9 protein-coding genes are annotated in these 13,430 nt (G+C 71.7%); 5 read left to right on the forward strand and 4 right to left on the reverse strand.

The window, feature by feature from the left end:
• Window positions 1-221: 221 nt before the first annotated feature.
• The 5 genes from AC069R_RS08840 to AC069R_RS08860 all read left to right on the forward strand — a co-directional run bounded on the left by AC069R_RS08840 (window position 222) and on the right by AC069R_RS08860 (window position 5,510).
• Window positions 222-1,064 (forward strand): M24 family metallopeptidase, encoded by an 843-nt coding sequence (locus AC069R_RS08840; protein ID WP_478765779.1) that lies wholly within the window; start codon window positions 222-224, stop codon window positions 1,062-1,064.
• Between the two features lie 26 nt (window positions 1,065-1,090).
• On the forward strand, window positions 1,091-2,818 hold the full coding sequence (locus AC069R_RS08845) for an SDR family oxidoreductase (RefSeq protein ID WP_478766139.1): 1,728 nt from the start codon (window positions 1,091-1,093) through the stop codon (window positions 2,816-2,818).
• A gap of 221 nt (window positions 2,819-3,039) precedes the next feature.
• On the forward strand, window positions 3,040-3,588 hold the full coding sequence (locus tag AC069R_RS08850) for an RNA 2'-phosphotransferase (protein WP_478765781.1): 549 nt from the start codon (window positions 3,040-3,042) through the stop codon (window positions 3,586-3,588).
• Window positions 3,589-3,629: 41 nt separating this feature from the next.
• Window positions 3,630-4,532 (forward strand): LLM class flavin-dependent oxidoreductase, encoded by a 903-nt coding sequence (locus AC069R_RS08855; protein ID WP_478765783.1) that lies wholly within the window; start codon window positions 3,630-3,632, stop codon window positions 4,530-4,532.
• A 90-nt stretch (window positions 4,533-4,622) separates the two neighbouring features.
• Window positions 4,623-5,510 (forward strand): HAD family hydrolase, encoded by an 888-nt coding sequence (locus tag AC069R_RS08860; RefSeq protein ID WP_397985097.1) that lies wholly within the window; start codon window positions 4,623-4,625, stop codon window positions 5,508-5,510.
• Window positions 5,511-5,589: 79 nt separating this feature from the next.
• Here the strand turns inward: AC069R_RS08860 and cydD are convergent, their stop codons facing one another.
• The 4 genes from cydD to hisC form a co-directional block, all read right to left on the reverse strand.
• Entirely contained in the window at window positions 5,590-9,150 is a 3,561-nt protein-coding gene (cydD, locus tag AC069R_RS08865) for a thiol reductant ABC exporter subunit CydD (protein ID WP_478765785.1), read from the reverse strand.
• Window positions 9,151-9,209: 59 nt separating this feature from the next.
• Window positions 9,210-10,214 (reverse strand): cytochrome d ubiquinol oxidase subunit II, encoded by a 1,005-nt coding sequence (gene cydB, locus AC069R_RS08870; RefSeq protein WP_478765787.1) that lies wholly within the window; start codon window positions 10,212-10,214, stop codon window positions 9,210-9,212.
• 15 nt (window positions 10,215-10,229) lie between these two features.
• A complete protein-coding gene (locus AC069R_RS08875; RefSeq protein WP_397985094.1) occupies window positions 10,230-11,738 on the reverse strand; it encodes a cytochrome ubiquinol oxidase subunit I in 1,509 nt (502 codons plus the stop codon).
• 387 nt (window positions 11,739-12,125) lie between these two features.
• Entirely contained in the window at window positions 12,126-13,205 is a 1,080-nt protein-coding gene (hisC, locus tag AC069R_RS08880) for a histidinol-phosphate transaminase (protein WP_397985093.1), read from the reverse strand.
• Between the last annotated feature and the right edge of the window lie 225 nt (window positions 13,206-13,430).

The raw sequence follows: 13,430 nt of genomic DNA on the forward strand, positions 1-13,430 counted from the left end.
TCCCGGCCACGCGGGTCATCAGACCACAGAGCCGTCTTCGCGTCCGACCCAGGTATTACAGGGCCCTAGGGGCCGCCCATCCCTAGGGGTCACCCGGAGTTGTCCCCGGCCTCCGCCCCCGGCTATTGACGCCACCTCTAACAACTGCGAGATTCTGCCTGTCAAGTTACGAACGCGTACCGCAGCCGACGTAAATCGGCCGGACCACGGGACGAGGCGGCATGACGACGGCAGTGAGCAGTGAACTCCCCACCGAGCTGCGGGGATTCAGAAGGGTGCAGCGCCTCGCCTACGAGTGCGCGGAGGCGGTCGCGGCGCGCCTGGAGCCGGGGGTGACCGAGCGTGCGGCGGCGCGGATGCAGCGGGAGTGGCTGCGCGAACGCGGGGTGCGGGACTGGTTCCATCTGCCCTTCGCCTGGTTCGGGGACCGTACGGCGTTCGTGAACTTCCGGGTCCCGCTCCAGTTCTTCCCGACCGACCGCGAGCTGGCGCCCGGCATGCCGTTCATCCTGGACATGGCCCCGGTGTTCGAGGGATACACGGCGGACATCGGCTACTCGGGGTCCCTCGGGGTGAACCCCGTACAGGACCGGCTGATGGCCGACCTGGAGGCGCACCGGGAGCTGATCCTGCGCGAGGTGCGCGAGCGGCGCTCCCTGCGCGAGATCTACGAGGACGTGGAGCGGCTGATGGTCCGGCAGGGCTACGCCAACCGGCACCGCGCCTATCCCTTCGGGGTGATCGCCCACAAGGTGGACCGGGTGCGGGAGCGCCGCTGGTCGCCGCATCTCTTCGGATTCGGCACCCAGTCCCTGAAGGGCCTGGCCGCGGACGCGCTGCACGGCCACCGCGAGGGCTGGTCGCCGCTGTGGTCGCCGTACCGCTTCTCGGACCATCCGCCGCGGCCGGGCCTGTGGGCGGTGGAACCGCACCTGGGTTTCAGGGGCACGGGGGCGAAGTTCGAGGAGATCCTCGTGGTCACCGACTCGAAGGACCCCGAGGAGAGCGCGTTCTGGCTGGATGACGACCTGCCGCACGTGCGGCGCTGGGCGGAGGAGAAGTGACGACGCTGAAGGGTGCGCGCGAGCGCATGGTACGGACCGGCGGAATCGAACTGTGCGTGGCCGAACTGGGCGACCCGCGGCAGCCGACGGTGGTCCTGGTGCACGGCTATCCGGACAGCAAGGAGGTGTGGTCCGAGATCGCCCCGCGCCTCGCCGAGCGCTTCCATGTGGTCCTGTACGACGTCCGGGGCCATGGCCGTTCCACCGCGCCGCGGCCGTTGCGCGGCGGGTTCACGCTGGCCAAGCTCACGGACGACTTCCTGGCCGTGGTGGACGCGGTGAGCCCGGAAAAGCCGGTGCACCTCGTCGGCCACGACTGGGGCTCGGTGCAGTCCTGGGAGTTCGTCACGGTCGGCCGCACCGAGGGCCGTATCGCCTCCTTCACCACCATCTCCGGGCCGTCCCTGGACCACTTCGGGCACTGGATCAACGACCGCCTGAAGCGCCCGACGCCCCGCCGCCTGGCCCAGCTCCTCGGCCAGGGCGCCAAGTCCTGGTACGTGGGCATGCTGCACACCCCGGCCCTGCCGGAGCTGGCCTGGCGCGGCCCGCTCGGCAAGAGGTGGCCGAGGCTCCTGGAGCGGACCGAGGGCGTCCCCGCCGGCGACTACCCGACCGCCTCCCTGCCCACCGACGCGGCCCACGGCGCCTGGCTGTACCGGGACAACGTACGCCCGCGGCTGCGCCACCCCCGCCCGGACGCGTTCGCGCACGCGCCGGTGCAGCTGATCACGCCCCAGGCCGACGCGTTCCTGTCCGAGCGGCTCTACGACGACCTGGACCGCTGGGTGCCCCAGCTGACCCGGCGCACGCTCCCGGCCAAGCACTGGGCGCCGCGGACCCGGCCCGACCAGCTGACCGCCTGGATCGAGGAGTTCATCGTGTCGGTGGAGGGCGGCCGACCCGAGCCGGGGGCGACCGGGCCCCATGCGGCGCGGTTCGGCGGGCAACTGGTGCTGATCACCGGCGCGGGCAGCGGGATCGGCCGGGCGACGGCGTTCGCGTTCGCGGAGGCGGGCGCGCGGCTGGTGGCCGTCGACCGCGACGCGGAGGCGGCGGCCCGCACGGCGGAGCTCGCCCGGCTGATCGGCGCGCCCGAGGCCTGGGCCGAGACTGCGGACGTCTCCGACGAGCAGGCCATGGAGAAGCTGGCCGAGCGGGTCCACCGTGCCTACGGCGTGCTGGACGTGCTGGTCAACAACGCGGGCATCGGCCTGTCGGGGTCCTTCTTCGCCACGACCACCGAGGACTGGCGCAAGGTCCTCGACGTCAACCTCTGGGGCGTGATCCACGGCTGCCGGCTGTTCGGGGCGCGGATGGCCAAGCGGGGCCAGGGCGGCCACATCGTCAACATCGCCTCCGCCGCCGCCTTCCAGCCCTCCCGCGTCCTGCCCGCCTACAGCACCTCCAAGGCGGCGGTCCTCATGCTCTCCGAGTGCCTGCGCGCCGAGCTGGCCGCGCAGTCCATCGGTGTGACGGCGATCTGCCCCGGCATCGTCAACACGAATATCACGTCCACGGCGCGCTTCGCCGGTGCCGACGCGTCCGAGGAGCGCCGCCTCCAGAAGAACTCCGCCCGCCTGTACAGCCTGCGGAACTACCCCCCGGAGAAGGTGGCTTCGGCGATCCTGGACGCGGTGGTCCACAACCGCCCGGTGGTCCCGGTGACGCCGGAGGCGCGGGGCGCGCACTTCCTGTCGCGGGTGATGCCGGGGGCGCTGCGCCGGCTGGCGCGGGTGGAGCCGAAGGTGTGAGCCGGGTGGGGGTGCTGGGGGGCGCGGGCCGGGCGTGCGTGCATGCGTGCGTGCGTGCCGGGGTGCGTGCCCGGCGGTCGTGGTCCCCAACACCCCCATTGCGGAGGCCAGTTGTCCACAACCTCGCCAATCCCCCTGTGGATAACCGGGATTGTCTGTGGATCAAACCTGTCCGCGGAAAACAACCTGCGTGATCCGCGTCTCTCGCCCACCCTGAACCCATGGACGAAAGACGCACGATCAAGGTCTCCAAGTACCTCTCCCGACACCTCCGCCACCAGCCGGCCCGCATCGGCCTCACCCCCGACCCCGCGGGCTGGGTGGACATCGACGCCCTGATCACCGCGGCGACCGAGCACGGCTTCCCCCTCACCCGCGAGGAACTCGACCAGGTCGTCGCCACCAACGACAAACAGCGCTTCACGATCGACGGCACCCGGATCCGCGCCAACCAGGGCCACACCATCACCGTGGACCTGGGCCTGCCCCCGGCCGTCCCACCGCCGCACCTCTACCACGGCACCCACCCCCGCGCCCTGGAGTCCATCCAGGGCGCGGGTCTGAAACCCATGGACCGGCACGCCGTGCACCTCTCCCCCGACCGCGACACCGCCACCCGCGTCGGCGCCCGCCGGGGCCGCCCCGTCGTCCTCGTCGTCGACGCCGGCGCCATGCACCGCGACGGCCATGTCTTCCACGTCAGCGCCAACGGCGTCTGGCTGACCGCCGCCGTTTCCCCGCGCTACCTGCGCCTCCCCGGCCCCCGCTGACCGCGCCCGCGCCCCTCACCCCACCGCTTACCCTCGAACGCATGAGTCTGCGTCTGAGCACCGTGATCCTGCCGTACCGCCGCTGGCACGAGGGCGGCCGCGCCACCTGGGTGCGCGCCGAGCAGCTCGGCTTCCACACGGCGTACACCTACGACCACCTGTCCTGGCGCAGCTTCCGCGACGGCCCCTGGTTCGGTGCCGTCCCCACCCTGACCGCCGCCGCGGCCGCCACCGAGCGGCTCCGCCTCGGCACCCTGGTCACCTCCCCGAACTTCCGCCACCCGGTCACCCTCGCCAAGGAACTGATCTCCCTGGACGATGTCTCCGGCGGCCGGATCACCCTGGGCATCGGCGCCGGCGGCACCGGTTTCGACGCCACCGCCCTCGGCCAGGACCCGTGGACCCCGCGCGAGCGCGCCGACCGGTTCGCCGAGTTCGTGCCGCTGCTCGACCGGCTGCTGAGCGAGGACGCGGTGACGTACGAGGGCCGCTTCTACTCGGCGGACGAGGCGCGCAACATTCCGGGCTGCGTCCACCGCCCCCGGCTGCCGTTCGCCGTCGCCGCCACCGGCCCGCGCGGGCTGCGGCTCGCCGCGCGCCACGGCCAGGCATGGGTGACCACGGGCGACCCGAAGCTGTACGAGACGGGCACCCCGGAGCAGTCGGTCGAGGCGCTGCGCGGACAGCTCGACCGGCTGTCCGCGGCCTGCGCGGAGGCCGGCCGGGACGCCGCCGGCATGGAGAAGATCCTGCTCACCGGCTTCACCCCGGACCGCGGCCGCCCGCTCGCGTCGCTCGACGCGTTCGTGGACTTCGCCGGCCGCCACCGGGACCTCGGCTTCACCGAGATCGTCCTGCACTGGCCCATCCCGGACTCCGACTTCGCCGCGGACGAGAAGGTCTTCGAACGGATCGCCATGGAGGGCCTCGCCCAGCTGGGCTGAGATGTCCGGGACGACTCGTGGGGCGGCAGGGGCACCCGCAGCGTCATCTGTGTCTCATCTGTGCACAGTCCCGCACGCCCGTGCGGGCATATGCGCGAGAATGACCGGATGACCTCAGCGACCAGGCAACCAGGGACCCCCGCCGCCGCGATCCGCCCGCGGCTGATCGCCACCGACCTCGACGGCACCCTGCTGGGCGACGACAAGTCGGTCTCCCCGCGGACCGTCGCCGCCCTGGCCGCCGCCGAGCAGGCGGGCATCGAGGTCTTCTTCGTCACCGGCCGCCCGGCCCGCTGGATGGACGTCGTCAGCGACCATGTCCACGGCCACGGGCTGGCCATCTGCGGCAACGGCGCCGCCGTGGTCGACCTGCACGGCGGTCCCGGCGCCCACCGGTTCACCAAGGTGCGCGAGCTGGCCCGCGCCAACGCCCTGGACGCCGTCCGGCTGCTGCGCCAGGCCGCGCCCGGCACGGTGTTCGCGGTCGAGCAGACCTACGGCTTCCACCAGGAGCCCGCCTATCCCCGGCTGCACATGGAGGTGCCGGGCCACCGGCTGCCCGCCGAGGAACTGCTCGCACCGGACGGGCCGACCGCTGCACAGCCCGTGCTCAAGATCCTCGCCCACCACCCCACCCTGGACCCCGACGCCTTCCTCACCCTGGCCCGCCTGGCCGTCGGCGAGCGCGCCACGGTCACCCGCTCCAGCCCCAGCGCCCTGCTGGAACTCAGCGGCCCCGGCGTCTCCAAGGCCAGCACGCTCGCCCTGTGCTGCGCCGAGCGCGGCATCTCGCACGAGGAGGTCGTCGCCTTCGGGGACATGCCCAACGACATCGAGATGCTGACCTGGGCCGGGCAGTCGTACGCCATGGGCAACGCCCACCCCGACGCGGTCGCCGCCGCCTCCGGCCGCACCGCCGCCAACACGGAGGACGGCGTGGCGATCGTGATCGAGCGCCTGCTCGCCCAGTACGGCTAGACCGGCGCGACGGCGGGTGGGTACGGCCGCTATGGCACCGTCCGCCGCGTCGCCCCGTCCCCTGGCGGCGCCTCGGGCGTCACCGGGCTCCGACCAGTGACTCCGTCTCCGCCTCGCGGCGCAGCATCGCGCGCAGCGGACCGTCCACCGCGGCCAGTTCCGCGTAGGGGCCCCGCTGGACGACGCGGCCCGCGTCCAGCACCAGCACCTCGTCCACCTCGTCGAGACCGGCGAGCCGGTGGGTGATCAACAAGGTCGTACGGCCCTCGGTGGCGGCCAGCAGATCGGCGGTGAGGGCGTCGGCCGTCGGCAGGTCCAGGTGTTCGGCCGGCTCGTCCAGGACCAGCACGGGGAAGTCGGCGAGGAGCGCGCGGGCCAGCGCGAGGCGCTGCCGCTGGCCGCCGGACAGCCGCGCCCCGTGCTCGCCGACCAGCGTGTCCAGGCCGTCGGGCAGTCCGTCCACCCAGTCGAGCAGCCGGGCCCGCGCCAGCGCCCCGCGCAGTTCGGCCTCGGTCGCGCCCTTCCTGGCCAGCAGCAGGTTCTCCCGCACCGAGCTGTCGAAGAGGTGCGCGTCCTGGGCGCACAGCCCGACCAGCCGCCGCACGTCGTCGCCGGACAGCTCGCGGGCGTCCACCCCGGCGAGGGTGTACGAGCCGGAGCACGGATCGAGGAAGCGCAGCAACACCTGGGCGAGGCTCGTCTTGCCGGCTCCCGACGCCCCCACCACGGCGATCCGGCGGCCCCGCTCCAGCGTCAGGTCGAGCCCGGCCAGCGCCTCCCCGCGCTGGCCCTCGTGCCGCGCGGCCAGCCCCTTGAGGACCACCGGGAACGGCGTCGCGGGCGCCGGCCGGGGCCGCTCGGGCTCGCGCACCGGCTCCGGCGCGTCCAGCACCTCGCGCACCCGCTCCGCGCTGCGCCGCACCCGCTGCCGGTGACGGACGGCGAGCGGCATCCCGAGTACGGCCTCGAACGCGGCCAGCGGGGTGAGGACGACGACGGCCAGCGCGACGCCGCCGAGCCGCCCCGCCGCCACCGCCTGGACGCCGAACAGCGCCATGGCCGTCACGGTCAGGCCCGAGACCAGCGCGGTGAGCCCGTCGCCGAGCGCGGTGACGGCGGCGGCGCGGGAGGCGATCCGGGTCAGCGCCCCGTCCGCCCGCCGGGCCGCGCCGGTACGGGCGGGCAGTGCGCCGGCCACGGTCAGCTCGGCGGTGCCGGTGAGCAGGTCGGTGACGCGGGTCGCGAGTTCACCGCGGGCGGGTGCCAGCCGGCGTTCGGTGTGCCGGGCCGCGGCCGCGGTGACCAGGGGCACACCGGCCCCGGCCGCGAGCAGGCCCACCGCGAGGGCGGCGCCCGCCTCGGGGAGCAGCCAGGCCGTGAAGCCGACGGTCGCGCCGGAGACGAGCAGGGCGACGGAGGCGGGCAGCAGCCAGCGCAGCCAGTAGTCCTGGAGCTCGTCCACGTCCGCGACCAGGCGGGTCAGCAGATCACCGCGGCGGGCGTTGCGCAGCCCGGCGGGCGCCAGGCGCTCCAGACGCCGGTAGACCGCGACACGGGTGTCGGCGAGCATCCGCAGCACGGCATCGTGCGAGACCAGCCGCTCGGCGTAGCGGAACACGGCCCGCCCGATCCCGAACGCCCGCGTCGCCGTCACCGCCACCATCAGGTACAGCACCGGCGGCTGCTGCGACGCCCGCGAGATCAGCCAGCCCGAAGTCGCCATCAGCCCCACGGCACTCCCGAGCGCGAGACTCCCCAGCACCAACGCCAGCACCAACCGCCCCCGCCGGGCCCCGGCAAGGCCCCGGACCCAGCCGAGGGGGCTGCGGGTGCGGTCTGCCTCCTCGGGCGAGCCGGACACCGGCGACGGCTCAAGAGACGCGGCGGCCAGTGCCTCGGGGCCACCTTCCAGTGCCGGGTTTCGGGTGGCGAGTGGGCGAGGGCGGGGGTCCAGGGGGCGGAGCCCTCTGGTGGGCCCGGTGTCCCCACCCGAGCCCGCCGGCTCCGGCCGGGCGGGCTCCAGTCGTACGACCCTGTCGGCCACCTCCAGCAGCGCGGGCCGGTGCACGACCACCAGCACCGTGCGGCCCACCGCGAGCCGCCGTACCGCCGAGACGACCTCCGCCTCGGTCACCCCGTCCAACGCCGCCGTCGGCTCGTCCAGCACCAGCAGCGGCCGATCCGACAGAAACGCCCGCGCCAACGCCAGCCGCTGCCGCTGCCCCGCCGAGAGCCCCGCGCCGTCCTCCCCGAGCACCGTGCCGGCCCCCTCCGGCAGCGCGTCCACGAAGTCCAGCGCCCCCGCGTCCCGCAACGCCGCCCGCACCGCGCCGTCGTCCGCGTCCGGGCGCGCCAGCCGCACGTTCTCCGCGATCGTCCCGGCGTACAGATGCGGTCGCTGCGGCACCCAGGCGATCCGCGACCGCCACTGAGCGAGGTCCAGCTCGGCGAGGTCCACGCCGCCGACCCGCACCCGTCCCGCGGCGGGCCGTACGAAACCCAGCAGGACGTTCAGGAGCGTGGTCTTGCCCACCCCGCTCGGCCCGACCAGCGCCACGGTCTCGCCGGGCTCGACGGTGAACGACACCTCGCTCACCGCGTCCGCGGACCGTCCGGGATACCGCACCGTGACCGACTCGAAGGCCACCGCCCCCGACGGCACCGCACCGGCCCCGGACGCTGGCACCGGTGTCTCCAGCACCTCGAAGATCTCCTCCGCGGCGGCCAGCCCCTCCGCCGCCGCGTGGTACTGCGCCCCCACCTGACGCAGTGGCAGATACGCCTCCGGCGCCAGCACCAGGATCACCAGCCCGATGTACAGATCCATGTCGCCGTGGACCAGCCGCATGCCGATCGTCACGGCCACCAGCGCCACCGACAGCGTGGCCAGCAGCTCCAGTGCGAAGGAGGAGATGAAGGCGATCCGCAGGGTCCGCATGGTCGCCTGGCGGTACTCGCCGGTGATCCGCCGGATGGACTCGGCCTGCGCCTTGGCCCGGCCGAACACCTTCAGCGTGGGCAGCCCCGCGACCACGTCCAGGAAGTGGCCGGACAGCCGGGACAGCAGCCGCCACTGCCGGTCCGTCCGTGCCTGCGTGGCCCAGCCGATCAGCATCATGAACAGCGGGATGAGGGGCAGGGTGCCGACGATGATCGCCGCCGACACCCAGTCCTCGGTGACGATCCGCGCCAGCACCGCCACCGGCACCACCACCGCGAGCCCCAGCTGCGGCAGATAGCGCGAGAAGTAGTCGTCGAGGGCGTCGACCCCGCGCGTGGTCAGGTTGACCAGCGAACCGGTACGCCGGTCGCCGAGCCATCCGGGACCGAGCGCAGCCGCCCGCTCCAACAGCCGGCCCCGCAGCTCCGACTTCACCGCCGCGCTCGCCCGGTGGGCGGCGCGTTCGGTGAGCCATGCGACCAGGGCCCTTCCCGCGGCCACCGCCACCAACAGCAGCAGGGGAGTGGCCAGTTCGGCGAGGGAGTGCCCGTGCTGGAAGGCACCGACGACCACCTCGGCGATGAGCATCGCCTGGGCGATGACGAGTCCGGCACCGACGGCGCCCAGGGCGACGACCGCCACCAGGAAGAGGCGGGTGGCGCGGGTGTACCGCAGCAGACGGGGATCGACTGGTTTCACGTGAAACAGGCCCTTCGGTCCAGAGGGTGTGTTTCACGTGAAACACACCCCCGGCGGACTCAGTGTGCGGGTTCGGCGATGTGCTGCGTGCCGATCCGCTTGCGGAACACCCAGTAGGTCCAGCCCTGATAGAGCACGACGAACGGGGTGGCGATCGCCGCCAGCCAGGTCATGATCTTCAGGGTGTACGGGCTGGACGAGGCGTTGCTGACCGTCAGGCTCCACTCCGGGTTGAGGGTGGACGGCATGACGTTCGGAAAGAGCGACAGAAAGAGCATCGCCACGGCCGCCACGATGGTGAGGCCGGACAGGGTGAACGCCCATCCCTCGCGCCCGAGTTGATTGGCGACCAGCGCGCCCACCAGGGCGACAACCGCCGCGACCAGGGCGACGAGGCTCTTGCCGTCCCCGCTGTCGGCCTGCGTCCACAGCAGGAAGCCCACCGCCAGCACGGCCGCGACGAGACCGGCCCACAGGGCCAGCTGCCGTGCCCGCCCCCGGATGTCGCCGATCGTCTTGAGTGCGGTGAACACCGCCCCGTGGAAGGTGAACAGGGTGAGCGTCACCAGCCCACCGAGCAGGGCGTAGGGGTTGAGCAGGTCCCAGACGCTGCCGACGTACTCGAAGTGCCGGTCGATCTTGACGCCCCGCACGATGTTCCCGAAGGCCACGCCCCACAGGAATGCCGGGAGCACGGAGGTCCAGAAGATCGCCGTCTCCCAGTTGCGCTGCCAGTTCTCCTCGGGCCGCTTCGCCCGGTACTCGAAGGCCACGCCCCGCACGATCAGGCAGACCAGGATGGCCAGCAGGGGCAGATAGAAGCCGGAGAAGAGGGTGGCGTACCACTCGGGGAAGGCGGCGAAGGTCCCGGCGCCCGCCGTGAGCAGCCACACCTCGTTGCCGTCCCAGACGGGCCCGATGGTGTTGATGAGCACCCGGCGCTCGGACCGGTCGCGGGCCAGCAGCTTGGTGAGGATGCCGACCCCGAAGTCGAAGCCCTCCAGGAAGAAGTAGCCGGTCCACAGGACGGCGATCAGGACGAACCAGACGTCGTGAAGTTCCATGACTGTTCCCTCGGCCTAGTACGAGAAGGCCATCGGCTTGTCGGCGCCACGGGTGTCGCCGCCGATCTTCGTGGGCGGGTTGAGGTCGTCCTCGGTCAGCTCGGGCGGGCCGGCCTTGATGTACTTCGCGAGCAGCTTGACCTCGACCACCGCGAGGACCGCGTACAGCGAGGTGAAGACGATCATCGAGGTGAGGACCTCGCCCTGGGAGACGCCGGGGGAGACCGCGTCCCTGGTTTGCAGCACGCCGTAGACGACCCACGGCTGGCGGCCCGTCTCGGTGAAGATCCAGCCCCAGGAGTTGGCGATCAGCGGGAAGGCCATGGTCCAGGTCGCGATGCGCCAGTACCAGGGCGTCAGCCGGGAACCGAGCGCCTTCTTGCGGAACAGCACCAGGTGCGGCACCTCGTCCTCACCGACGCGCAGGTGCTCCGGCAGCATGAACTTCTTGCGGGTCAGCCAGAGCCCGGCCAGGCCGATGGCGAAGGACGCCATGCCGAAGCCGATCATCCAGCGGAAGCCCCAGAAGGCCACGGGGATGTTGGGCCGGTAGTCGCCGGGCCCGAACTTCTGCTGCTCGGCCTTGTTGACGTCGTTGATCCCGGGGACCTCCGACGAGAAGTTGTCGTTGGCGAGGAAGGAGAGCAGGCCGGGTATCTCGATCGCGACCGTGTTGTGGCCCTTCTCCACATCGCCGTAGGCGAAGATCGAGAATGGCGCCGGCTTCTGGCCGTCCCACAGCGCCTCGGCGGCGGCCATCTTCATCGGCTGCTGCTTGAACATGACCTTGCCGAGGGTGTCGCCGCTGACTGCGGTGAGCATGCCGGCGATGACCACGGTGATCAGACCGAGCCGAAGCGAGGTCTTCATCTCGCGGATGTGCTTCTTGCGGGCCAGGTGGTAGGCGGAGATGCCGACCATGAAGGCGCCACCGGTGAGGAACGCGGCGGTCAGCGTGTGGAAGGCCTGGCTCAGCGCGGTGTTCTGGGTGAGCACCGCCAGGAAGTCGGTGAGCTCGGCGCGCCCCTTGGCCTTGTCGATCTTGTAGCCGACCGGGTGCTGCATCCAGGAGTTGGCCGCGAGGATGAAGTACGCCGACAGGATCGTGCCGATCGAGACCATCCAGATGCAGGCCAGGTGGATCCTCTTCGGGAGCTTGTCCCAGCCGAAGATCCACAGCCCGATGAACGTGGACTCGAAGAAGAACGCGATCAGCGCCTCGAAGGCAAGCGGGGCGCCGAAGATGTCACCGACGAAGCGCGAGTAGTCGGACCAGTTCATGCCGAACTGGAACTCCTGCACGATGCCGGTGACCACGCCCATCGCGATGTTGATCAGAAAGAGCTTGCCCCAGAACTTCGTCGCCCTGAGGTACTTCTCCTTCTCCGTGCGCACCCAGGCCGTCTGCAACCCGGCCGTGAGGGCGGCCAGGGAGATCGTCAGCGGGACGAACAGGAAGTGGTAGACGGTCGTGATGCCGAACTGCCAGCGCGCCAGCGTCTCCGGCGCCAAAGCCAGGTCCACGTCGTCACTCTCCTTACTACGCCGTGGTACTGCGGCGATTCGCCCCGTCTGTCACCTGCAAACGGGGCAAACGGGACGCGCTTGTGAACGCGTTCACATTCACAAGCCATTATGGCGCACCGGTTTTCGGCCAGGAAGTCCGGGGTCGTTCCCTTGCCCCGCAGTCAAGATCCCGGACGTCCCCAAGAGGCCCCTCCGCAGGGGCCGTCCCGCGGGCATGGATCCTCGGACCGCGGGTAACCCCCGCCATGAGCAGCGAAGATGTCGCCGATGTCCCGTTTCACGTGAAACGGGCGCCCGGCAGAGCCGGGCGCCCGTGGTCTTCTCCGGTGTGAGCCGGATTACAGCTGCTTCATGAGGCGGACGACAGGTGCCTCGTGAGCAGGATTACAGCTCCTTGCGGAAAGCCTCCGCCACCTTCAGGAAGATGTCGTTCGCCTCGGCCTCGCCGATCGTGACCCTGGCACCCTCGCCCGCGAACGGCCGGACCACGACACCGTGCTCCTCGCAGACCTGCGCGAACGCCGTCGTACGGTCCCCGAGCCGCATCCACACGAAGTTGGCCTGGGTCTCCGGCACCGTCCAGCCCTGCGCGCGCAGCGCGTCGACCACGCGGTTGCGCTCGCAGACCAGCGAGCCGACCCGGCCCAGCAGCTCGTCCTCGGCGCGCAGCGAGGCGATCGCCGCTTCCTGAGCCAGCTGGCTCACGCCGAACGGCACCGCCGTCTTGCGCAGCGCGGCGGCCACCGGCTCATGGGCGATCGCGAAACCGACGCGCAGCCCGGCGAGGCCGTACGCCTTGGAGAAGGTCCGCAGGACGCAGACGTTGGGCCGCTCCCGGTACAGCTCGACGCCGTCGGGCACCTCGGGGTCGCGGATGAACTCCCGGTAGGCCTCGTCCAGCACCACCAGGACGTCCTTCGGTACCCGGTCCAGGAAGCGCTCCAGCTCGGCCCGCCGCACCACGGTGCCGGTCGGATTGTTCGGATTGCAGACGAAGATCAGCCGCGTCCGGTCGGTGATCGCCTCCGCCATCGCGTCCAGGTCGTGCACATCGCCGGGCGTGAGCGGCACCTGGACCGAGCGGGCCCCACTGATCTGGGTGATGATCGGGTACGCCTCGAAGGACCGCCAGGCGTAGATCACCTCGTCGCCGGGGCCGCTGGTGGCCTGGATCAGCTGCTGGGCGACACCCACCGAGCCCGTGCCGGTGGCCACATGGGCGGCCGGCACCCCGAAGCGCTCCGCCAGCTCCTCCGTCAGAGCGGTACAGGCCATGTCGGGGTAGCGGTTGAAGGAGGCGGCGGCCGCGGTCACGCTCTCCAGCACACCGGGCAGCGGCGGGTACGGGTTCTCGTTCGAGGACAGCTTGTACGCGACCGGTCCCCCGGACGCGGCCGGCTTGCCCGGCTTGTAGGTGGGGATACCCGCCAGCTCCGCGCGCAGCTTGGGGCTCGTCTCGCTCACCGCAGTCCTCCTCGCGACCCCCGGCGGACCGTCGACGCCGCCGGCTTCCAATACTGCTCACCATATGAGGATTCGGCTGCCCTGAGTACTGGCCATGGGCAAAGCTCTCGGGCCCTCGTCGCAACAAGGGCATCACCGGGCATCGGCCCCCGAAGGCGGAACTTTCGGGGGGCGCGTCGTACATATATCTATGCGCCGGTAGCTTGCGCCGTAGCGCGCATCACC

This window comes from Streptomyces sp. NPDC043952, from assembly GCF_056435325.1.